The organism is Pseudomonas sp. HMSC067G02, from assembly GCF_001813485.1.
Lineage (GTDB): Bacteria > Pseudomonadota > Gammaproteobacteria > Pseudomonadales > Pseudomonadaceae > Pseudomonas > Pseudomonas aeruginosa.
The window spans coordinates 30,601-51,087 of sequence record NZ_KV812721.1 but is presented as its reverse complement, the minus strand read 5'-3'; the positions used below and the strand labels follow the sequence as shown (position 1 = coordinate 51,087).

Sequence of the window (20,487 nt, the reverse complement as noted above, 5' to 3'; positions counted from 1 at the left end):
CTACGCCGGCGGCGCCGACGGAGGACCAGGACTGGCAGGAGGACAGCGAAGGAAACAGTGCCAGCAGACAGGCGAATCGCAGGGAACGAACGGCGATCCCTCCCTGTATCGCCATTCGCAACAGGGCGACCTGCCCACCGTAAGCGGGAGCGGACAAGCACCTATGAAGAGAAACTTTGGGCATATGTAATCCCTGCAGCGATTTTAAAATCGCCACTCATATGTCGGGCCGTAAGTAAAAAGCGGGGAAACGGAGGGGTTATTTGCCGAGTGCCCTATCGAGGGTATTGCGGCCACCGTAATCGTTGATGACTTCGTATCTGACGGAAGCGGCTTCCATGTTCTTCGGATTTCCCTGCCAGTCGAACTCCTTCGTCGAGAATGGCGCGACCATTCCCTTTCCCACGGACATGACACGGCCATCGACAATCAATTCGACGCTGGCGAACGAAACGTAGTAAGGCGTCGGATTATTTACCTGTACTACGGACTTTTTTCCTGCTCCCCCTGACTCCAGAAGCTTCCATTGAAGTTTCCCGGCAGCCGAATCGACACTCTTCAACTGGCTGGGTCGAAAGAAGAGTTTGAAGCGCGAACGAAAGGAAAACTGCAATGCATTGTTTTCGTCTTCGTCCCTGGGCGGAACTTCCAGGATATTCAGCCAGAACAGCGATTCGCGATCCGTCGGCAACGGGGCCTTCAGGTAGGCGATGCGCAATACGGCGCCGCCATTGGGGTCCACTCGCGTCACGGCCGGCGTGACGCTGAAGGGGACCTGCAGTTCCTCGGGGGGAACGTCCTGCCGGCCATCGTCGATCCAGGCTTGCGCCAGCACGGGAGTGCCGGACGTATTGCTGACCCGCAAGGTGACCTCGCGCTCGCTGGCCGGAAAGACGACACGAGTGCCCTGTGCGATCAGCCCGGCATGAGCCGTTCCGGCGCACAGGGCGATGGCCACGGCGCTTGCCGCCACGAAAGAATGAAAACGATGCATTAGCGGCGCCATGGCCTCACCTCTTCGTCCGTCGACCGCCGCTTACTCGTACGCCAGGAGGTAGCGGATATGGGACAGGCCGGTACCCGCGATCACGGTCTTCTCGGTGGACACATAGGAGGCCTTGTACTTCAGGGTGGCCGTGTTCTTGTCGATGGTTGCCTTCTGCGGGGCGGCCTCGACCAAGCCCAGCGGGATCTTCGTGGTGTTGGCCGCCGAATTGTTGAAGATCTGGATCTGCACGCCCTTGGCTTTCGACGGCCCCATCAGCATCAGGTTGCCGCTGATGCGGTCGACGTTGGTGACCGTATCGAAGGCGATGGAAACCTTCTTGTCATTGGTGCAGCCGGCACCGGAGAGGACCAGGTCGAACTCCTGGAAAGTGGAGTTGGTTCCGACGGCGGTGAAATGGGTCGGCGCCACGATACCCAGGTCGACGTTGGTGACGTTGCCCGCACCCGGCGCCTGGCCGTTGATATCGCACGCGACGTCGGTGATGTTGCCCGAGAAGTTGACGATCCCATCGACCGCATGGGCCGCGGGGGACATCAGCGCGAGAAGGGTGCCCGACGCAACGAGGGGCGCAAGAATTGCACGTTTGAACTTGTTCATCTGATTTCCTTTGGAGTTGTGGAACATCCTGGCTGCTCCCTGGAGAGCCGATGCAGTACGAACCGGCCAAGGTAGCCAAGCCTTTGCGCGCAACCGGGACGGCCGCCTAGAGCGCCTCCGACCATTACGCGACAGCCGAAGATTGCGCCCTGATAAACGCAGACCCAAATACTAGAAAGAAAGACAGGATTTAAAAATAATAATCATACGAAAACATATGTAGTCCATTTCCGATAACAGCCAATAGGTACATAAGAATACATTCAGAAAATACTTATAGAAGAACAGGAACCCATTAACTAAAAAACCAAAAAAGAAGAAACGAAAACCCATCTAATACTTCATCTTCGATAACTTTCCCTTCGCCGCTCCGTGCTATTTCCGTGGCATATCGACCTATCAACCATCCGGTCGATATCGGGATACTCGAAGACAGGCCAGCATGGGTTTCCCACGACGAGGAGAACCCTATGTCCGCCCACTCGCATTCCGGATGGATCACCGTCGGCGCCCTGGCCGACGGCTTCGCTCCGGACAACCACGTCCTTCCCGCCTGCGGCGATCTCGCCGGGCTCGAACGGGTCCTGCACTTCGCCAACGGCTGGGTCATCGAACATGCCTTCGACTCGCAGCGCCTGCGCTGGCGCCTGGCCGACGGCAGTGCCAGCGGCGAGTCGGACTACCGCGCCAGTTCACTGCGGGAGAACCTTTACCTGGTGGATTTCCTCAAGCAGGAAAACGGCCGGCCGGTCTCGGTCAGCCTGGTGCTGGACTTCGACAACCAGGCGTTCACCGCGGTGCTCGGCCATCTGCCCGACCGCACGGCCTGCGAACAGGGTCTGTTCTCCCGGGCCCTGGCCGGCCGGGAACTGACCGGCGTCGAGGCCGAGTTCCTGCATGGCAGCCTCGACCGCCCGTGGCAGCCCGGCGCCTGCCCGCACGTCCCCAGCGACGAGTTGGTCGGCCTGCGCAACCGCTACGTCTACAGCGCCAGCGAGGCCTACGAACACGTCTACCTCAATCCCGACCTCTACACCTGGCAATGCCTGCGCGGCGCCGAGCGAGGGCTGGCCGATACCGACCGCTGCCACTGCTACCGACTGGCCGAACGCCTGTACCTGTTCGTCTGGCGCGAGAAGATCGTGCCGACCCTCGGCGTGCTGCTGATCGACCTGGAAGCCGGGCGCACCGACGGCAAGATCTTCGGCTACCAGGACGACGACTTCGCCACCCCGGTTAACTTCCCGGTCGGCGCCCTGGCCCAGGTGCTCAACCAGACCCGCCACGACCTGTGAGGACGCCCATGGACACCACCTTCGGCCTCGACCTGGCCCGCGTCGAAGCGCTGTTCAAGCGCGAGCTGCGACGCTTCGACGAACTGCATCCGCGCTCCGCCCAGGCCTACCGGGAAAACCGCCGCCACTGGCTGTACGGCGCACCGTTGCACTGGATGCAACAGTGGCCGGGCAACTGCCCGCTGCTGGTGAAAGAGGCCCAGGGCGCGCGCGTCACCGACATCGACGGCCAGCAGTACGTCGACTTCGCCCTCGGCGATAGCGGCGCCATGTTCGGTCACGCCCAACCGGCGGTGGCCGACGCCATCGCCCGCCAGGCGCGGCGCGGCTCGACCCTGATGCTGCCGACCGAGGACAGCCTGTGGGTCGGCGCCGAACTGGCGCGGCGCTTCGGCCTGCCCTATTGGCAGGTGACCACCTCGGCCACCGACGCCAACCGTTTCGTCCTGCGCCTGTGCCGGATGCTCAGCGGACGTGACAAGGTGGTGGTGTTCAACTGCAACTACCACGGCAGCGTCGACGAATCGCAGGTGGAATTCGACGCCGCCGGGCGCATGGTTCCGCGCGCGGGCGTTCACCCCAATGGCGTACGCCACGACGCCACCACCCGCCTGGTGGAGTTCAACGACCTCGACGCGCTGGAGGCCGCCCTCGCCCATGGCGACGTCGCCGCGGTGCTCACCGAACCCTTCATGACCAACGTCGGCATGGTCCCGCCGGCCGAAGGCTTCCACGCCGGCCTGCGCGAACTGACCCGCCGCCACGACGTGGCGCTGATCATCGACGAGACCCACACCATCTCCTGCGGTCCCGCCGGCTATAGCGGCGCGCATGGCCTCGAGCCGGACTTCTTCGTCCTCGGCAAATGCATCGCCGGCGGCATTCCCAGCGCCGTCTGGGGATGCCGCCAGGCGCAGGCGGAGCGGATCTGGGCGGTACTGCCGCACTTCCGACCGGGGCAGGCGATCAACCATTTCGGCTTTGGCGGCACCCTGGCCGGCAACGCGCTGCAACTGGCGGCGATGCGCGCGACCTTCGCCGAAGTGATGACGGAGGACGCCTATCGGCACATGTTCCAGCTCGCCGCGCAGCTCGAGGCGGGCGTCCGCGCGACGCTCGAGGAACTGCGCCTGCCCTGGCACGTGACGCGCATCGGCGCGCGCGTCGAGTACCTGTTCATGACCCACGCCCCGCGCAACGGCGGCGAGGCCCACCACGCACGCAACGGCCTGGTCGAGGCCTGCCTGCACCTCTACCTGCTCAACCGCGGCGTGCTCTTGACGCCATTCCACAACATGGCGCTGACCTGCCCGGCGACCCGCGCGGAGGACGTCGAACTGCACAACCGCCTGCTCCGCGATTGCCTGGGCGAACTGTTGGAGCGCCCATCGTGAGGCGCTTGGAGAACCGCGTCGCGCTGGTCACCGGCGCCGGCCAGGGCATCGGCCGGGCCATCGCCGAATGCTTCGCCGCCGAAGGCGCCAGGGTGCTGCTGGCGACGCGTACCGCCAGCCGCGGCCAGGCCGTCCTGGAGGCGATCCGCCTGGGCGGAGGCACGGCCGAACTGCTGGCCGTCGACCTGAGCGAGCACGACGCCGCGAGACGAGCGGTGAGCGCGACCCTGGAGCGCTTCGGCCAGTTGGACATCCTCCTGCACAACGCCGCTGCCTTTCCCCAGTGCGCCCTCGCGGAACTGGACGAAGGCACCCTGGAACGGACCCTGGCGGTGAACCTGAAAAGCTGCTTCCGGCTGACCCAGGCCGCCCTTCCCGCCCTGCGCCGCAGCGTGGCCGGGCGCGTCCTGGTGACCTCCTCGGTGACCGGTCCGCGCACGGCGATCCCTGGGCTCTCGCACTATGCGGCGAGCAAGGCCGGGGTCAACGGTTTCATCCGCGCCGCCGCGCTGGAGCTGGCCGGCGACGGCATCACCGTCAACGGCGTCGAGCCCGGCCTGGTCGCGACTCCGGCGCTGGGCAGCCTCGGCGACGCCGCCGCGCTGGCCGCGCACATCCCCCTCGGGCGTGTCGGCCAGCCGCTGGACATCGCCCACGCCATGCTCTTCCTCGCCTCCGACGAGGCGAGCTACATCACCGGGCAGACCCTGGTTGTGGATGGCGGCGCGTTGCTGCCGGAGAACGGCGGGCTGGCCTGAAGCCGCTGGCGTTCGCCCTCTCCCTCCAGAGAGAGCGCCTTCCGACGTATCCGGCAAACCCTTCCGCCGGCTCCGGTAGGGCGAATAACCGCTCGCGGTTATCCGCCAGGCGAGGTCCGGCATCTCGCTGAACATCCCGGCAGGCCTCGATGCAGCCGCCCCCAACTGGCGCTCGCCCTACCCCACGGACAAGGGCCGGCCATTTGCCGGGCGATTATCGAAAGCCCCTGCAAAATGGATGAATAAGAATGACTCTCAGCAGGTTAGTATCGGAAATCCCCAACCGAGAGGATTCGCTTCATGTTCCGCTCCACCTCCCATGTCCGTACCGAATCGGCGGCACGCTACGTCAATCGCCTGTGCAAGCACTGGGGCCACAAGTTCGAAGTCGAACTCACTCCCGAGCGCGGCTTCATCGACTTCGGCGACTCCAACTGCGAGCTGCTCGCCCACCCCGACCATGTCCTGATGATTCTCAACAGCCCCGACGAGGACAGCCTCGCCCATATGCAGAACGTGGTCGCCGATCACCTGCAACGCATGGCCAACAGCGAAAGCCTGGAGATTGCCTGGCAGCCCGCCGAAAGCTGAACGCGCCGCCACCCGGCCGCCCTTCGCGGCCGGGCGCCGGGCGCCGGGCGTCACGCGGGGCCATGGAAAGTGCAATTCATTCCCCGGAAAAGCCATTCAGCTCGCTCCGCCCCCATCCCATCATCCTCTCCAGGCGCTCTCGCGCAGATAACAACAATGACTGGAGACGATGATGAAACCCGAAGATTTCCGTGCCTCTGCCACCCGTCCGTTCACCGGCGAGGAGTACCTCGCCAGCCTGCGCGACGACCGTGAGATCTACATCTACGGCGACCGCGTCAAGGACGTCACCAGCCACCCCGCCTTCCGCAACGCGGCCGCCTCCATGGCCCGGCTCTACGACGCCCTGCACGATCCGCAGAGCAAGGAAAAGCTCTGCTGGGAGACCGATACCGGCAACGGCGGCTATACCCACAAGTTCTTCCGCTACGCGCGCAGCGCCGACGAACTGCGCCAGCAGCGCGACGCCATCGCCGAGTGGTCGCGGCTGACCTACGGCTGGATGGGCCGCACCCCGGACTACAAGGCCGCCTTCGGCAGCGCCCTCGGCGCCAACCCGGGCTTCTACGGACGTTTCGAGGACAACGCGAAAACCTGGTACAAGCGCATCCAGGAAGCCTGCCTGTACCTCAACCATGCCATCGTCAACCCGCCGATCGACCGCGACAAGCCGGTGGACCAGGTCAAGGACGTGTTCATCTCGGTGGACGAGGAAGTCGACGGCGGCATCGTCGTCAGCGGCGCCAAGGTGGTCGCCACGAATTCCGCGCTGACCCACTACAACTTCGTCGGCCAGGGTTCGGCGCAACTGCTCGGCGACAACACCGACTTCGCCCTGATGTTCATCGCGCCGATGAACACCCCCGGCATGAAGCTGATCTGCCGCCCCTCCTACGAACTGGTGGCGGGTATCGCCGGATCGCCGTTCGACTACCCGCTGTCCAGCCGTTTCGACGAGAACGACGCGATCCTGGTGATGGACAAGGTGTTCATCCCCTGGGAGAACGTACTGATCTACCGCGACTTCGAGCGCTGCAAGCAGTGGTTCCCCCAGGGCGGCTTCGGCCGGCTGTTCCCGATGCAGGGCTGCACCCGCCTGGCGGTCAAGCTCGACTTCATCACCGGCGCCCTCTACAAGGCCCTGCAATGCACCGGCTCCCTGGAGTTCCGCGGCGTGCAGGCGCAGGTCGGCGAAGTGGTGGCCTGGCGCAACCTGTTCTGGTCGCTGACCGACGCCATGTACGGCAACGCCAGCGAATGGCACGGCGGCGCCTTCCTGCCCAGCGCCGAGGCCCTGCAGGCCTACCGCGTGCTGGCGCCGCAGGCCTACCCGGAGATCAAGAAGACCATCGAGCAGGTGGTCGCCAGCGGCCTGATCTACCTGCCCTCCGGCGTTCGCGACCTGCACAATCCGCAACTCGACAAGTACCTCTCCACCTATTGCCGCGGCTCCGGCGGCATGGGCCACCGGGAGCGGATCAAGATCCTCAAGCTGCTCTGGGACGCCATCGGCAGCGAGTTCGGCGGCCGCCACGAGCTGTACGAGATCAACTACGCCGGCAGCCAGGACGAGATCCGCATGCAGGCCCTGCGCCAGGCGGTCGGCAGCGGGGCGATGAAGGGCATGCTCGGCATGGTCGAGCAGTGCATGGGCGACTACGACGAGAACGGCTGGACCGTGCCGCACCTGCACAACCCGGACGACATCAACGTACTCGATCGCATCCGCCAATGACGCCCGCGTCGCCTCCGGAGGTTATTCCCATGTCCCAGCTCGAACCCAGGCAGCAAGCCTTCCGCAACGCCATGGCGCATCTTTCGGCGGCGGTCAACGTGATCACCAGCAACGGCCCGGCCGGACGCTGCGGGATCACCGCCACCGCGGTCTGCTCGGTCACCGACAGCCCGCCGACGCTGATGCTCTGCATCAACCGCAACAGCGAGATGAACACGGTGTTCAAGGCCAACGGCCGGCTCTGCGTGAACGTCCTCAGCGGCGAACACGAAGAGGTGGCCCGCCACTTCGCCGGCATGACCGAGGTCCCGATGGAACGCCGCTTCGCCCTCCACGACTGGCGCGAGGGCCTCGCCGGGTTGCCGGTGCTGCACGGCGCCCTGGCCAACCTGCAGGGACGCATCGCCGAGGTCCAGGAGATCGGCACCCATTCGGTGCTGTTGCTGGAGCTGGAGGACATCCAGGTCCTCGAACAGGGCGACGGCCTGGTCTACTTCAGCCGCAGCTTCCATCGCCTGCAATGCCCCCGGCGGGCGGCCTGAACGGCGCCTCCAGGAATCCTCCGCCAGCGTTTCGCAGCCACCGCCGAGAACCCGGCCAGGCCCTCAGCGGCGGTGCGCCGGTGGGATCGAGTAGGTGCCGACCACATGGGCGACCGGTTCCGCGTCGCCTTCGGAGAACAGCGAGACCTCGCCCATCGCCAGGGTCTTGCCGACCTTCATCAGGCGGCACTCGGCGACCACCCGGCGGTCCGCCGCGGGACGCCGCAGGAAGTTGATGGTCAGGCTGGTGGTCACCGCCAGCGGGACGATGCCGATCTCGCCCAGTACCGCCACGTACAGCGCGACATCGGCGATGGCCATCAGGGTCGGCCCGGAGACCGTGCCGCCGGGGCGCAGATCGCTGGCGTCGACCGCCTGCCAGACCGTGGCGCTACGCTCGCCGACGGCTTCGACCACGACCCGGGTCTGGGGAAATTCGTGCTGGATGAAACGGGCGATCTGCTCTTTCTTGTCGGTCACGGAACGGGTCCTTGGCAGTAGGAGGAGGAAAGGTACGGTAGTCGGGTCTAGCGGCCACGCGCCTCGCTCGGCGTCATCCCGTAGCGCGCCTTGAAGGCCCGGGCGAAATGCGCCTGGCTGGAGAAACCGTGGCGATAGGCGACCTCGGCGACGTCCAGGCGCCGGCCCTGGGGCGAGGCGAGCAACTGGCGGGCGCGCTCCAGGCGCCGCTCCTGCAGGTAGCGCCCGGGCGAGCTGCCTTCCTGGGCGAACAGCCGCGCCAGGTGCCGGCTGGAGACGCCAGTGGCGGCGGCCACCCGCTCGCAGCTCAGGGCGGGTTCGTCGAGGTGCTGCTGGATGTACTGCTTGGCCGCCAGCAGGTAGGACGCGCCCAGGGCGCTGGCGCGGTGCTCGCCGGCATGGTCGCTGATGATGCTCGCCAGCAGGTCGTAGGCTTCCTCCTGGTAGCGCTCGGCATCCTCGCCATGGGGGCTGTCGAGGAAATCCCGGGTACGCTCGCCGAGGGTCCGCACCAGCAGGCGCTGCACCGGGCTTTCCGCGCCGATCTTCAGCGGTCCCTTGAAGTCGCGCAGGCAGCGCTCGGCGAAATCGTCCTGGGGAATGTCGAAGATGAACTGCCGCATCGGTCCGGAAAAACCGAACAGGTAGGGCTTGTCGGTCCGGTAGATAACCAGCTCGCCCGGTTGCAGGAGGTTGCAGCCGTTGTCCTGGTAGAAGAACGACTGGCTGCCCTGCACCAGGGAGACGAAGATCGACTCCTTGGGCACTGCGCGGATCATCGAGCGGTCGCGCTCCACCACGTGCTCGTTGCCGCCGATGCGGGCCAGCCGCAGGCGTTCGAGGCAGAGGTTGTCCTGGGTCGCGGCGAAGCCGGCCTGGGAATACGACGAACATTTCAGGCCAACCAGGATGGAAGCGTTGTAGTCCTCCCAGAACGCCAGCCGCTGCTCCAGGGGAATGTCCTGGGTGCTGGCCCGCCGGGTTTCGAGCAAGGCATGTGCGGGCATTTTTATTCTTCTCGTCGAACGCTGCGTGGACCTCCCGGACCTCAGGCAAGGCCTCCGGGGCCAGGCGCCGGGCCGCTCCGCCGACCTGTCGCGGTCGGTCGGCGAGGCGCCTGGCACCCCGTCATTAACATCTGAATCCTTTCCTCCGTCAATCGCCCTCCAGCCGGCTCCGACGCTGGGCAGGCCAGCTTGGCGGCGCGTCGCGGGTCGCGCCAGGCCATGTCCGAAAAGCGCAAGTTTCCTGGCCGCCAGGGTCAAACCCGAAGGCCCGCCCATGGCTAGAGTCGGCCCGACGATAACAACGACAGAGGCCGCCCCATGCCCGAACTCGCCACCCGTGAATTCTGGAAAGACCTGCAACCGATTCCCGACTGCTTCAAGCCGGACGCCAAGCCCGAGGTCTACCTGCGCAACGCGCCGACCGAGGACGAGCGCCTCTACGTGCCCTTCACCGAGACCGTGAAGTCGCGTCCGCTGTGGATCTCGCCAAGCGAAAACCGCTGGTGCGACATCCTGATGGCAACGAGCGCCGGCCTGGTCAACCGCCACTACCACCCGCACGAGGTGTTCGCCTACACCATCAGCGGCAAGTGGGGCTACCTGGAGCACGACTGGACCGCCACCGCCGGCGACTTCGTCTACGAGACGCCCGGCGAGGGCCACACCCTGGTGGCCTACGAGCACGAGCAGCCGATGCGTGCGTTCTTCATCGTCAAGGGGCCGCTGGTCTGGCTCGACGAGAAGGGCAACGCGGACGGCATCTTCGACGTCCACGACTACATCGCGATGTGCCGCGCGCACTACGACAAGATCGGCGTCGGCGCCGCCTACATCGACTCCCTGTTCCGCTGACCCCGGGCGCGCGCCGCCCCGGCGGATGCGCGCCTCCCCGCCGGCCGGCCCGCCCGGCCTGGAGACCGACATGGCGCATAACAACAATTCCGCCAGTTACGAAAACGTCCTGCTCTGCGTGCTGTTCCTGACCTTCGGCTTCGTCTTCTTCGACCGCCTGGCGCTGTCCTTCCTGTTTCCCTTCATGGAACAGGAGCTGCAACTGAGCAACAGCCACCTGGGCATGCTCTCCTCGGTGCTGGCCCTGGCCTGGGCGGTATCCGGCGCGCTGGTCGGCGCCTGGTCCGACCGCCGCGGCCAGCGCAAGCCGCTGCTGATCGTGGCGGTGATCCTGTTCTCGCTGTGCTCGGCGCTGTCCGGGCTGGTCGGCGGCTTCCTCAGCCTGCTGCTGTTCCGCGGCATCATGGGCCTGGCCGAGGGGCCGATCCTGCCGCTCTCGCAATCACTGATGGTCGAGGCCTCCTCGCCGCATCGCCGCGGCCTCAACATGGGCCTGCTACAGGGCTCGGCGGCCGGCCTGCTCGGCGCGGTGGTCGGCCCGCCGCTGCTGGTGGCCCTGGCCGAAGCCCTCGGCTGGCGTCACGCCTTCATCGTCTCGTTGCTGCCGGGCCTGCTGATCGCCTGGCTGATCTGGCGCCATGTGCGTCCCGACCCGCCCCGTGCGCAGCGCCCGGCGCCGCGCGCGGAGGACGCGAAAGGCAAGCGCCTGGCACTGCTGAAGAGCCGCAACATCCTGCTCTGCACCCTGATCAGTTGCGTATTCGTCACCTGGTTCATCGTGCTGATTTCCTTTACCCCGACCTTCCTGGTCAACGCCCGCGGCTTCAGCCCGGCGACCATGGGCAGGCTGATGAGCTGCCTGGGCGTCGCCTGGGTGGTCTGGGGCTTCGCCGTACCGGCGATATCCGATCGCATCGGCCGTCGGCCGACCCTGGTGGCGTTCTCCCTGCTCGCCGCGTGTTGCCCGCTGGCGCTGCTCTATGCGCCGAACGCGACCAGCCTCGGCCTGCTGTTGCTGCTGACCTACACCGGGCTCGGCTGCTTCACCCTGTTCATGGCGACCATCCCGGCGGAGACCGTCTCGCGCAGCGTCATCGCCACCGCCCTCGGCCTGATCATGGGCCTCGGCGAACTGGTCGGCGGTTTCCTCGCGCCGACCGTGGCCGGCTTCGCCGCCGACCGCTTCGGCCTGTCCATCGTCATGTGGATGTCCTGCGGCGGCGCCCTGCTCGCCGCGTTCCTCTCGCTGTTCCTGCGCGAAACCGCGCCCGCCGTGCTGGCGCGCCAGCGCAGCGCGCCTACCTCCGTCCTGCAAGGAAACCAACCATGAAAGCACTGCGCTGGCACGCCGCCCGCGACCTCCGCCTGAGCGAACTGGAACGCCAGGCGCCGCGGCCCGGCGAAGTCGAACTGGAAGTCGCCTACTGCGGCATCTGCGGCAGCGACCTGCACGAATACCAGAGCGGCCCGCACTCGATTCCCCAGGCCGAGGCGCACCCGCTGTCCGGTTGCCGCGCGCCGCTGACCCTCGGCCATGAGTTCTGCGGCGTGGTCGCCGCGCTCGGCCCTGGCGTGGAGGGACTGCGCATCGGCGACCGCGTCGCGGTGGAGCCGGAATACCGCTGCGGCGAATGCCGCTACTGCCGGGAAGGCCGCTACAACCTCTGCGAGTCGATGGGCTTCATCGGCCTGATGGGCGACGGCGGCTTCGCCGAGCGCGCGCGGGTGCCGGCCTACATGCTGCACCGCCTGCCGGACGCGGTGGGCTTCCGCCAGGCCGCCGTGCTTGAACCAGCCGCCGTGGCCCTGCACGCGCTGCGCCGCAGCAGCCTGGCGCCGGGCCAGCGCTGCGCGGTGTTCGGGCTCGGCCCGATCGGCCTGCTGCTGGTGATGCTCGCCCGCCTGCGCGGAATCGAGGACATCGTCGCGATCGACGTCAGTCCCGAGCGCCTCGCCCTGGCCGGGGAGTTCGGCGCCAGCCGGGCGCTCGACGCCCGCGACGGCGACACGGCGGCGCGCCTGCGCGAGGGCGGCGCGCTCGACTGCGCCTTCGAGGCCGCCGGCAGCCAGGCCAGCCTCGACGCCGCCCTGGCCAGCCTGCGCAAGGGTGGCGAGCTGGTGCTGGTGAGCCTGATGGGCGAGGTCCGGCTGGACGCCTTCGACCTGGTCAACCGCGAACTGCGCCTGCTCGGCAGCGTCGGCTACCGCGACGCCTACCCGGAGCTGATCGCCCTGCTCGCCGACGGCCGCCTCGACCTGGCCCGCGCAGTGACCCGCAGCGTGCCCCTGGAGCAGGCCGTCGAGCACGGTTTCGAGGCCCTGCTGCGCGACAAGTCGCAGGTCAAGGTGCTGGTCAATCCCAACCCGGCCCTGGCCGACGCCTGAAGGAACGATCGCCGATGGTTTTCCAACACGATATCTACGCCGGCCAGCAGGTGCTGGTCACTGGCGGCAGCTCCGGCATCGGCGCGGCCATCGCCATGCAGTTCGCCGAACTCGGCGCCGAAGTCGTCGCCCTCGGCCTGGACGCCGACGGCGTGCACGCACCGCGTCATCCGCGGATTCGCCGGGAAGAACTGGACATCACCGACAGCCAGCGCCTGCAACGGCTGTTCGAAGCGCTGCCGCGCCTGGATGTGCTGGTGAACAACGCCGGCATCAGCCGCGACCGCGAGGAATACGACCTGGCGACCTTCGAACGGGTGCTGCGCCTCAACCTGAGCGCCGCCATGCTCGCCAGCCAACTGGCCCGGCCGCTGCTGGCGCAGCGCGGCGGCAGCATCCTCAACATCGCCTCGATGTACAGCACCTTCGGTTCCGCCGACCGCCCGGCCTACAGCGCCAGCAAGGGTGCCATCGTCCAGCTCACCCGTTCCCTGGCCTGCGAGTATGCCGCCGAGCGCATCCGGGTCAACGCCATCGCCCCCGGCTGGATCGACACGCCGCTGGGCGCCGGGCTCAAGGCCGACGTCGAGGCCACCCGCCGGATCATGCAGCGCACGCCGCTGGCGCGCTGGGGCGAGGCGCCCGAGGTGGCCAGCGCCGCGGCCTTCCTCTGCGGTCCCGGCGCCAGCTTCGTCACCGGCGCCGTGCTGGCGGTGGACGGCGGCTATCTCTGCGCCTGAGCCGCCTTCGCTCCGGATGCACCTGTCCGCTTGGGGCGGACAGCGATTCGCACGACAGAACAACAACAAGACGAGTGCCTTGCCATGAAAACCCTCCGCACCTTGCCGGCGCTGCTCTGCGCCGGTTTCCTCGGTCTCTCCGCGCAGGCCGCCGAAGACAGCCGCAGCGGCCCGCTGGCCGGGTTCGGCGAACGACTCCAGCGCCACGGCGTGAAGACTCACGCGCAGTTCTGGAGCCTGTCGCTGAAGAACCTCGACACCGGCCCGCGCCAGCACAGCTTCGGCAACAGCGGCGACCTGTTCCTCGGCGCCGACCTCGACCTCGCCACCCTCGCCGGCCTGGACGGCGCCTCGCTGCACATCGAGGAAACCCTGTTCATCCTCGACCGCGGCACCGGTCAGCCCACCGGGCCGAGCTGGCAGGGCGCGGTGGGCAGCTACTTCGGCGGCGCGCCGCTGCACAACGACATCGGCGCCAACCAGCTGAGCCTGCTCACCTGGCAGCAGCAGTGGCTGGGCGGACGCCTCGACAGCCATCTCGGACGCACCAATGCGCGGCGCTATTTCCTGATCTACAACTGCGAGACCGTGGTCACCTGCAATGACCCGATCATCGACGCCTCCACCGGCATCCTGCCGCCGCCCTACGGCGCCTGGGGCGGCTACCTGAAGTACCGGGCGACCCCGACCCTGTACCTGCACGCCGGGGCCTTCGAGTCCAACCCGGTGGATTACCTGAAGAAGCGCCATGGCCTCGATTTCGGCACCGACGACGCCAGCGGCACCAGCCTGCTGCTGGGGATCGGCGACAAGCGCGAGGAAAGCCTCGATCCCTACCGCTCGCACTATGAACTCAACGCCTACCTGAACACCGCCAACCAGGTCGACCCGCTCACCGGCGCCAGCGACCACGGCAGCGCCGGCGGCTTCTTCAAGTTCCAGCAGCTGTTCTGGCGCGCCGACGGCGGCCGCCTCGATTCGCCGAGGGCGCTGGGGCTGTTCGGCTCGCTGTCGGTATCGGCCGACGACAAGCAGCCGTTCCGTCATTTCGCCGAGCTGGGCCTGACCTACCATGCGCCGTTCGACCGCACGCGGGACAAGCTCAACCTCAAGGCCAGCTACCTGCGCCTGAACGACCACCAGCTGGAGTTCCAGCGCCAGGCGCGGATCGCCGCCGGCGGCGACGCGAAACTCGGCCAGCGCGACGTGTACGCCCTGGAAACCAATGCGCACATCGCACTGACCCCGCACATCGCGCTGGAGCCGTCGGTGCAGTACATCTTCAACCCGGACAACTACTACAACCCCGGCGCCCGCGAACTGAGCGGCGACGGTTTCGTCGTCGGCCTGCAACTGATGGTCGACATGGGCTCGCTGCTGGGGCTTTAGCGCGCCGCCTGGCAGCCTCGGTCAAGCCCGCCGGCAGGCTGGGACAAGCGGCCGGGCGCGCTTCCCCGTCCAATGGAGTAGCGTCGCGCCCATGGGCGCGGGGCGAAAAAGAACGCCGGGCGAGGCCCGGCAGCACACCCAGAAAGGTGCCGACATGACTTCCACTGCCCGCCGCTCGTTCGACTACATCGTGGTCGGCGCCGGCTCCGCCGGTTGCGTCCTGGCCAACCGTCTTTCCGCCGATCCCGCCGTCTCGGTCTGCCTGGTCGAGGCCGGCCCCAGCGACCGCACGCCGCTCCCCGCCGCCTACATCCGCACACCGGCCGGGATCATCCGCCTGATCGCCAACCCGAAGTGGAACTGGATGCATCGCTTCGCCGCCCAGCCCGGCACCGCCAACCAGCCGATCGCCTGCCCGCGCGGCAAGGTCTGGGGCGGCTCCAGCGCGATCAACGGGATGATCTACATCCGCGGCGACCGCCACGACTACGACCGCTGGGCATCCCTCGGCAATCGCGGCTGGAGCTACGACGAGCTGCTGCCCTACTTTCGCCGCTCGGAACATTTCGAGCCGGGCGAATCGCCCTGGCACGGGCGCGGCGGCGAATTGAACGTCGCCGCGCAGCGCAGCCCGGGCCCGATCAACCAGGTGTTCTTCCAGGCCGCCGAGGAAATGGGCTGGCCGTACAACGCCGACTTCAACGGCGAGCGCCAGGAAGGCATCGGCCCGTTCCACGTCACCCAGGTCAACGGCGAACGCTGTAGCGCGGCGCGCGCCTTCCTGCACCCGGCCCTGGCGCGGCCCAACCTCACCGTGCTCAGCTCGGCGCTGACCCTGCGCGTGCTGCTGGAAGGCACCCGCGCCACCGGCGTGGAGATCAGCCAGGCTGGCGAGGTCGTGCAATTGCAGGCACGCCGCGAAGTGATCCTCAGCGCCGGCTCGATCAACTCGCCGCAGCTCCTGTTGCTCTCCGGCATCGGCCCGGCGGCGGAACTGGCGCGCCACGGCATCGTCCAGCGCCATGAGTTGCCTGGGGTCGGCGAGAACCTGCAGGACCACCAGGACATCGTGCTGATGTACCGCACCGAGGCCAAGCTCGGCTACGGCCTGGGTTTCTCGCCGAAGGGCTGGCTGCCGCTGCTGCGCTCGCCCTGGCAGTACCTGTTCGGCCGGCGCGGGGCGCTGACCTCGAACACCGTCGAGTCCGGTGGCTTCCTCCGCCTCGACCCGCAGGCAGAGACCCCGGAGCTGGGTCTGATCGTCGCCCCCGCGCTGAAGAACCAGCCGCAGCGCCTGGTCCCCTTCGGCCACGGGGTCAGCCTGCACGTCGCGGTGATGCACCCGCAGAGCCGCGGGCGGGTCCGCCTGAACTCGCCGGCCCCGCACGACCGGCCGCTGATCGAAGCCAACTTCCTCAGCCACCCTGCCGACCTCGATACCCTGGTCCAGGGTTTCCAACTGGTCCGCAAACTGGCCGCCAGCCGCAGCTTCGCCCGTCACCTCAAGGGCGAGCTGGTACCGGGCCCGCAGGTTTCCAGCCGCGGCCAGATCGAGGCCTGGATCCGCGCCAACCTGGGCACCGTGTTCCATCCGGTGGGCACCTGCAAGATGGGCCACGACCAGCTCGCGGTGGTCGACGACCAGTTGCGCGTGCACGGCCTGCAAGGCCTGCGGGTGGCCGATGCGTCGATCATGCCGACGCTGATCACCGGCAATACCAACGCCCCGGCGATCATGATCGGCGAGAAGGCCGCCGACCTGATCCTCGGCAAGCCGGCGCCCCATGCGCCGACGGAACAGCGGCGGGATGCGCCGGAGCTGGTAGAGGCCTGAGCCTCCGGCACTCTGCTCAGAACTGCACGCCCCGGGTCAACCCGCCGTCCACCAGCAGGTTGGTTCCGGTGGTGAAGCTGGCCGCCGGGCTGGCCAGGAACAGCACCGCCCGCGCCACCTCGTCGGGTCGCGCCATGCGCCCCATGGGATTGGCGGCGAGACAACGGGCGAAGGTTTCCGGGCTATCCCGTTCGATCGCGCCCCATACGCCATCTTCGAAATAGACGTTGCCCGGCGACACCGTATTGACCCGAATGCCGTCCTCCGCATGGCGGCTGGCAAGCGTCTTCCCGTAGTGGACCAGGGCCGCCTTGAGCACGCCATAGGGCTCAGCGAACATGTCCACCTCGCGGCCGGAAACACTGGAGATCAGCACCACCGAGGCAGCCTCGGAGCGTTTCAACCACGGCAGGGCGGCAGCGACCATGCCCACGCTGCCCAGCAGGTCGGTCTCGAAAGCGCGCCGCCAGGTGTCCAGGTCTCCGCCACCGGCCAGCGCGCTGACGTTGGGCACAACGATGTCAATGCCGCCCAAGTGCAGCGCCGAGCGCGTTACCCAACCGCGCACCTGCTGCGGGTCGGTGATGTCCACAGACATGCCAAAGGCACGCTCGCCGAAGCAATCCGCTGCTTCGGCCACGCCCGCCTCACCACGGGCGCAGAAGGCCACCTCGGCCCCTTCGGCGAGAAAATGTTCGACGATGGCGCGGCCGATACCGCGCGAACCGCCACTAACCAGCACCCTGCGCTGTGCGAGTTGCAGATCCATGTAATCTCTCCATGAGCGGACGCGATGGGCCCGCAAGCCGGGAAGGAACGCCGGGATCCGATCACCGGACGTAAGGACGGGCGAACGGTAGCGAACGACAAGGTATTCTGGAAATCGAAAAATATTCAGCCAACGATTCGCAAAGCGAGAATACCCAGGTGCAATTGTCTCAGCTCCGCGCCTTCTGCGCCGTGGCCCACACCGGCTCGATCAACGCCGCGGCGAAGGCGCTGAACCGTGTCCCGTCGAGTCTCTCCGTACGCATCCGCCAGCTTGAGGAAGACCTCGGCTGCCAGCTGTTCCTGCGCGAGCACCAGCGTCTGCGCCTGTCGCCGGACGGTCGGCGTCTGCTGGAGCATGCCCGGCGAATCCTCGATCTCAGCGACAGTACCCGGGCCATGATGCGCAACGAAGAGAGCGGCGGCCGCCTGGTGGTAGGTGCCCTCGACGTGGTTCTGGTCGCCTTCATGCCATGCCTGATCGGGCGGTTCCGCCAACGCCACCGCGCGATCGAACTGGACATCCGCAGCGAAGCCTCGGAAGCCTTGGTGCAGCAGGTCTCGGATGGAGTGCTAGACCTGGCCCTGAGCGATGGTCCCGTGCGCTCTCAGACCCTGGAAAGTAGCCTGGCCTTCGTCGACGAAATGGTGCTGGTTACCGAGCTGGATCATCCACCGATCACCAGTCCGCGCGACCTGCGTTGCGCCGAACTGTATGGGTTCCGTCACGACTGCTCGTTCCGCTTCCGCATGGATCGCTGGCTGGAGGAAGCCGACTGCCTGCAACAACTGCCAGTGCTGGAAATCGAGTCCTACCACACCATGCTCGCCTGCGTCAGCGCAGGCATGGGTGCCGCCTGGGTGCTGCGCTCCGTGCTTGCGACGCTACCTGGCAACCACCAGGTCCGCGCGCATCCGTTGCGCGACTATGGCACCACCGAGATCCATTTCATCTGGCACAGCGGCCATCTCACGCCCAACGCGCAACGCTTGATGGCTGTACACCAGGACGCGCTCGTCGAGCGCCGCGACTGAGATTTGGCCCGTGCTATCGCCGCCGTAGGTTTCCACCGCCGTCTCCGCCAGCGCGAGGACCTGGCTGGCGCCGGTTTGGATAGGGCCACTTCGCCAGGGCGATGTATCGGGGCTGTACCGTCGGCGGAGGGATTTGTATGCCGGGAGTACGCGGATACAGAACGATACGCAGCCAAGCGAAGGTCACGCCGACGAACTGACGGGCATCTCTCACTCCCGCCGGCCCATCTCGGCTACCGTTAGGAGACAGCCACCTGGCCCAGTCTCGAGGTCGAGCCCATCGTGCTGAAACGCATTCCGGTAACCCAGCTTCGCCTCGGTATGTTCGTCCAGAGCCTTTGCGGCTCGTGGCTGGACCACCCGTTCTGGAAAAGAGGCGGCTTCCTGCTCGACAACCAGTCCGACCTGCAGCGCCTGCGCGAAAGCGCCGTGAAGGAGGTCTGGATCGACGCCGGCAAGGGCCTCGACCTCCCGGAGGAAGCGGCGGTCTCGGCCGCTGCGGTCCTGCCGGTCACCATGCCGGCCGACCCTTCGCCGGCGCGGGTCGCCCTGGAGGAGGAAATCCGCCACGCCGCCCTGCTCTGCGGCCGCGCCAAGGCCGCCGTGGTCAGCATGTTCCACGACGCGCGCATGGGCCAGGCCATCGACACCGCGCATGCATCGGACCTGGTGGACGAAATCTCCGCCTCGGTGCTGCGCCATCCCAACGCGCTGGTCAGCCTGGTACGGCTGAAGACCTCGGATGAATACACCTACATGCATTCGGTGGCGGTCTGCGCGCTGATGATCGCCCTCGCCCGCCAGCTCGAACTGTCCGACCCGCTGGTACACGAGGCGGGGCTGGCCGGGCTGCTGCACGACATCGGCAAGATGGCGGTACCCGATCCGATCCTGAACAAGCCCGGCAAACTCACCGAGCAGGAATTCGGCCTGGTCCGCCGGCATCCGCAGAACGGTGCGCGGATGCTGCTCGATTGCCGCCAGGTCAGCGCCCTGGTGGTGGATGTCTGTCTGCACCACCACGAGCGCATCGACGGCACCGGCTACCCCTTCGGCCTGGCGCAGGAGCAGATCAGCCTGCTGGCGCGGATGGGCACGGTGTGCGACGTCTACGACGCGATCACCTCCGACCGTCCCTACAAGAAGGGCTGGAACGCCGCCGAGGCGATCCGGCGCATGGCCGAATGGAACGGGCACTTCGACCCGCAGGTGTTCCGCGCCTTCGTCAAGGCAGTGGGCATCTACCCGGTCGGCGCGCTGGTCAGGCTGGAAAGCGGGCGCCTCGGCGTGGTCCTCGAGCAACACGGCCGCTCGCTGCTGACGCCACGGGTCAAGGTATTCTTCTCGGCCCGCTCGAAGGTGCCGATCCCGCAGCAGGTGATAGACCTGGGTAGGGCCGGACAGACCGACCGAATCGTCGGCTTCGAGCCGGCGGAGGCCTGGAACTTCCGCAATCTCGACGAGATGTGGACGGGACTGCCGAGCAACGGCGGATCGTATTTCGACGCGGGAACCGAAAAGCCGTAGCCTTCCGCCGGCAACGCCGGGCACCGCTCCCGTAGGGCGCATAACGCGAAGCGTTATCCGCCGTTTCGCCACAATCTCCGCCTGCTCCGCATTGCTTTAAGCGCACCATCGTCGATACTGCTGGCAATCCACCGACAGTTTTCAAGAGGCCATATGAGTCCGCTCCTGGAGACAATCGAAGAGCGCAGCAGAAATGGCTGTGCTCCATCCAAAGCGCTGCTTGCCCTGTGGTCCGCAGGCGCCGACCTGAGGGTTTCCCCGAGGAAGGCTGGCCGCCTATGCGAACTTGCCGTCGTTGCCGCAGCAAGGAAAGCAGGCATGCTCGAGAGCGAGATCGTTGCGGCACGCCGGGCCTATGCCGCCAGCCTGGGAGTGACGCTTAGCGGAGCGATCAGCAACGCCGACGAGCCGGTCCATATCCACCACGCCGTCAGCAATTCCAATCACAACCCCAACGCCTCAAACCGTATCAACCTTGGGAGAGCCCGAGCGTATAAAGAAAGGCGCGAGGAAGGTGATTACTTCTTCATCGACACTTGAATCGCCTGC

Annotated in this window: 20 protein-coding genes; 15 read left to right on the top strand and 5 right to left on the bottom strand. The window is 66.9% G+C overall.

Annotated features, from left to right (window positions below):
• Window positions 1-259 precede the first annotated feature (259 nt).
• Window positions 260-1,006 carry a molecular chaperone CupB2 gene (gene cupB2, locus HMPREF2914_RS26830; protein WP_023092418.1) on the bottom strand — a complete coding sequence of 249 codons (747 nt, stop codon included), beginning with the start codon at window positions 1,004-1,006 and terminating at the stop codon, window positions 260-262.
• Window positions 1,007-1,036: 30 nt separating this feature from the next.
• Window positions 1,037-1,606: a fimbrial protein gene (locus HMPREF2914_RS26825; RefSeq protein ID WP_003137599.1), complete on the bottom strand. Its 570-nt coding sequence runs from the start codon at window positions 1,604-1,606 to the stop codon at window positions 1,037-1,039.
• Window positions 1,607-2,076: 470 nt separating this feature from the next.
• Here HMPREF2914_RS26825 and HMPREF2914_RS26820 point away from each other — a divergent pair, with 470 nt between their 5' ends.
• The 6 genes from HMPREF2914_RS26820 (at window position 2,077) to hpaC (ending at window position 7,921) form a co-directional block, all read left to right on the top strand.
• Window positions 2,077-2,901 (top strand): molybdenum cofactor biosynthesis F family protein, encoded by an 825-nt coding sequence (locus HMPREF2914_RS26820; RefSeq protein ID WP_023092417.1) that lies wholly within the window; start codon window positions 2,077-2,079, stop codon window positions 2,899-2,901.
• Window positions 2,902-2,909: 8 nt separating this feature from the next.
• Window positions 2,910-4,295, top strand: a complete 1,386-nt coding sequence (locus tag HMPREF2914_RS26815) for an aspartate aminotransferase family protein (protein ID WP_023092416.1) — start codon at window positions 2,910-2,912, stop codon at window positions 4,293-4,295.
• On the top strand, window positions 4,292-5,053 hold the full coding sequence (locus tag HMPREF2914_RS26810; RefSeq protein ID WP_003104535.1) for an SDR family oxidoreductase: 762 nt from the start codon (window positions 4,292-4,294) through the stop codon (window positions 5,051-5,053). The genes HMPREF2914_RS26815 and HMPREF2914_RS26810 overlap by 4 nt, the downstream gene beginning before the upstream one ends.
• Window positions 5,054-5,353: 300 nt before the next feature.
• Window positions 5,354-5,644, top strand: coding sequence for a DUF2218 domain-containing protein (locus tag HMPREF2914_RS26805; protein WP_003093387.1), 291 nt, complete (start codon window positions 5,354-5,356; stop codon window positions 5,642-5,644).
• A gap of 172 nt (window positions 5,645-5,816) precedes the next feature.
• Window positions 5,817-7,379, top strand: coding sequence for a 4-hydroxyphenylacetate 3-monooxygenase, oxygenase component (gene hpaB, locus HMPREF2914_RS26800; protein ID WP_017148465.1), 1,563 nt, complete (start codon window positions 5,817-5,819; stop codon window positions 7,377-7,379).
• Between the two features lie 29 nt (window positions 7,380-7,408).
• Window positions 7,409-7,921, top strand: a complete 513-nt coding sequence (hpaC, locus tag HMPREF2914_RS26795; protein WP_003104531.1) for a 4-hydroxyphenylacetate 3-monooxygenase, reductase component — start codon at window positions 7,409-7,411, stop codon at window positions 7,919-7,921.
• Window positions 7,922-7,984: 63 nt separating this feature from the next.
• Here the strand turns inward: hpaC and HMPREF2914_RS26790 are convergent, their stop codons facing one another.
• On the bottom strand, window positions 7,985-8,401 hold the full coding sequence (locus HMPREF2914_RS26790) for a PaaI family thioesterase (protein WP_003137592.1): 417 nt from the start codon (window positions 8,399-8,401) through the stop codon (window positions 7,985-7,987).
• A gap of 47 nt (window positions 8,402-8,448) precedes the next feature.
• Window positions 8,449-9,408, bottom strand: coding sequence for a helix-turn-helix domain-containing protein (locus HMPREF2914_RS26785; RefSeq protein WP_003093398.1), 960 nt, complete (start codon window positions 9,406-9,408; stop codon window positions 8,449-8,451).
• A 318-nt stretch (window positions 9,409-9,726) separates the two neighbouring features.
• On the opposite strand from HMPREF2914_RS26785, the gene HMPREF2914_RS26780 reads away from it, so the two are divergent.
• The 6 genes from HMPREF2914_RS26780 to HMPREF2914_RS26755 all read left to right on the top strand — a co-directional run bounded on the left by HMPREF2914_RS26780 (window position 9,727) and on the right by HMPREF2914_RS26755 (window position 16,608).
• Window positions 9,727-10,260 carry a 2,4'-dihydroxyacetophenone dioxygenase family protein gene (locus HMPREF2914_RS26780; protein ID WP_003093399.1) on the top strand — a complete coding sequence of 178 codons (534 nt, stop codon included), beginning with the start codon at window positions 9,727-9,729 and terminating at the stop codon, window positions 10,258-10,260.
• A gap of 70 nt (window positions 10,261-10,330) precedes the next feature.
• A complete protein-coding gene (locus tag HMPREF2914_RS26775; RefSeq protein WP_003118212.1) occupies window positions 10,331-11,590 on the top strand; it encodes an MFS transporter in 1,260 nt (419 codons plus the stop codon).
• Window positions 11,587-12,645 (top strand): 2,3-butanediol dehydrogenase, encoded by a 1,059-nt coding sequence (locus HMPREF2914_RS26770; RefSeq protein WP_003118211.1) that lies wholly within the window; start codon window positions 11,587-11,589, stop codon window positions 12,643-12,645. Before HMPREF2914_RS26775 ends, HMPREF2914_RS26770 begins: the two co-directional genes overlap by 4 nt.
• 14 nt (window positions 12,646-12,659) lie before the next feature.
• On the top strand, window positions 12,660-13,385 hold the full coding sequence (locus tag HMPREF2914_RS26765; protein ID WP_003093405.1) for an SDR family NAD(P)-dependent oxidoreductase: 726 nt from the start codon (window positions 12,660-12,662) through the stop codon (window positions 13,383-13,385).
• An 84-nt stretch (window positions 13,386-13,469) separates the two neighbouring features.
• The gene (locus tag HMPREF2914_RS26760) at window positions 13,470-14,774 is read left to right on the top strand and encodes a carbohydrate porin (protein ID WP_003093407.1); all 1,305 of its coding nucleotides are present in this window, start codon (window positions 13,470-13,472) and stop codon (window positions 14,772-14,774) included.
• A gap of 154 nt (window positions 14,775-14,928) precedes the next feature.
• On the top strand, window positions 14,929-16,608 hold the full coding sequence (locus tag HMPREF2914_RS26755; protein WP_015502346.1) for a GMC family oxidoreductase: 1,680 nt from the start codon (window positions 14,929-14,931) through the stop codon (window positions 16,606-16,608).
• Between the two features lie 16 nt (window positions 16,609-16,624).
• Here the strand turns inward: HMPREF2914_RS26755 and HMPREF2914_RS26750 are convergent, their stop codons facing one another.
• On the bottom strand, window positions 16,625-17,377 hold the full coding sequence (locus HMPREF2914_RS26750) for an SDR family NAD(P)-dependent oxidoreductase (protein ID WP_003093411.1): 753 nt from the start codon (window positions 17,375-17,377) through the stop codon (window positions 16,625-16,627).
• Between the two features lie 158 nt (window positions 17,378-17,535).
• Between HMPREF2914_RS26750 and HMPREF2914_RS26745 the strand changes: the two genes are divergently transcribed.
• The 3 genes from HMPREF2914_RS26745 (at window position 17,536) to HMPREF2914_RS26735 (ending at window position 20,478) form a co-directional block, all read left to right on the top strand.
• On the top strand, window positions 17,536-18,411 hold the full coding sequence (locus tag HMPREF2914_RS26745; protein ID WP_003093413.1) for a LysR family transcriptional regulator: 876 nt from the start codon (window positions 17,536-17,538) through the stop codon (window positions 18,409-18,411).
• 282 nt (window positions 18,412-18,693) lie between these two features.
• Window positions 18,694-19,938: a cyclic di-GMP phosphodiesterase gene (locus HMPREF2914_RS26740; RefSeq protein ID WP_023092414.1), complete on the top strand. Its 1,245-nt coding sequence runs from the start codon at window positions 18,694-18,696 to the stop codon at window positions 19,936-19,938.
• 318 nt (window positions 19,939-20,256) lie between these two features.
• Complete coding sequence (locus HMPREF2914_RS26735) at window positions 20,257-20,478, top strand: hypothetical protein (protein ID WP_003093418.1); 222 nt, start codon at window positions 20,257-20,259, stop codon at window positions 20,476-20,478.
• Window positions 20,479-20,487: the final 9 nt, after the last annotated feature.

Excerpts from the sequence above, each read along its gene's own strand:
- cupB2 (WP_023092418.1), bottom strand. The coding sequence starts at position 1,006 with ATGGCGCCGCTAATGCATCGTTTTCATTCTTTCGTGGCGGCAAGCGCC.
- HMPREF2914_RS26825 (WP_003137599.1), bottom strand. The coding sequence starts at position 1,606 with ATGAACAAGTTCAAACGTGCAATTCTTGCGCCCCTCGTTGCGTCGGGC.
- HMPREF2914_RS26820 (WP_023092417.1), top strand. The coding sequence starts at position 2,077 with ATGTCCGCCCACTCGCATTCCGGATGGATCACCGTCGGCGCCCTGGCC.
- HMPREF2914_RS26815 (WP_023092416.1), top strand. The coding sequence starts at position 2,910 with ATGGACACCACCTTCGGCCTCGACCTGGCCCGCGTCGAAGCGCTGTTC.
- HMPREF2914_RS26805 (WP_003093387.1), top strand. The coding sequence starts at position 5,354 with ATGTTCCGCTCCACCTCCCATGTCCGTACCGAATCGGCGGCACGCTAC.
- hpaB (WP_017148465.1), top strand. The coding sequence starts at position 5,817 with ATGAAACCCGAAGATTTCCGTGCCTCTGCCACCCGTCCGTTCACCGGC.
- hpaC (WP_003104531.1), top strand. The coding sequence starts at position 7,409 with ATGTCCCAGCTCGAACCCAGGCAGCAAGCCTTCCGCAACGCCATGGCG.
- HMPREF2914_RS26785 (WP_003093398.1), bottom strand. The coding sequence starts at position 9,408 with ATGCCCGCACATGCCTTGCTCGAAACCCGGCGGGCCAGCACCCAGGAC.
- HMPREF2914_RS26780 (WP_003093399.1), top strand. The coding sequence starts at position 9,727 with ATGCCCGAACTCGCCACCCGTGAATTCTGGAAAGACCTGCAACCGATT.
- HMPREF2914_RS26775 (WP_003118212.1), top strand. The coding sequence starts at position 10,331 with ATGGCGCATAACAACAATTCCGCCAGTTACGAAAACGTCCTGCTCTGC.
- HMPREF2914_RS26770 (WP_003118211.1), top strand. The coding sequence starts at position 11,587 with ATGAAAGCACTGCGCTGGCACGCCGCCCGCGACCTCCGCCTGAGCGAA.
- HMPREF2914_RS26765 (WP_003093405.1), top strand. The coding sequence starts at position 12,660 with ATGGTTTTCCAACACGATATCTACGCCGGCCAGCAGGTGCTGGTCACT.
- HMPREF2914_RS26760 (WP_003093407.1), top strand. The coding sequence starts at position 13,470 with ATGAAAACCCTCCGCACCTTGCCGGCGCTGCTCTGCGCCGGTTTCCTC.
- HMPREF2914_RS26755 (WP_015502346.1), top strand. The coding sequence starts at position 14,929 with ATGACTTCCACTGCCCGCCGCTCGTTCGACTACATCGTGGTCGGCGCC.
- HMPREF2914_RS26750 (WP_003093411.1), bottom strand. The coding sequence starts at position 17,377 with ATGGATCTGCAACTCGCACAGCGCAGGGTGCTGGTTAGTGGCGGTTCG.
- HMPREF2914_RS26735 (WP_003093418.1), top strand. The coding sequence starts at position 20,257 with ATGCTCGAGAGCGAGATCGTTGCGGCACGCCGGGCCTATGCCGCCAGC.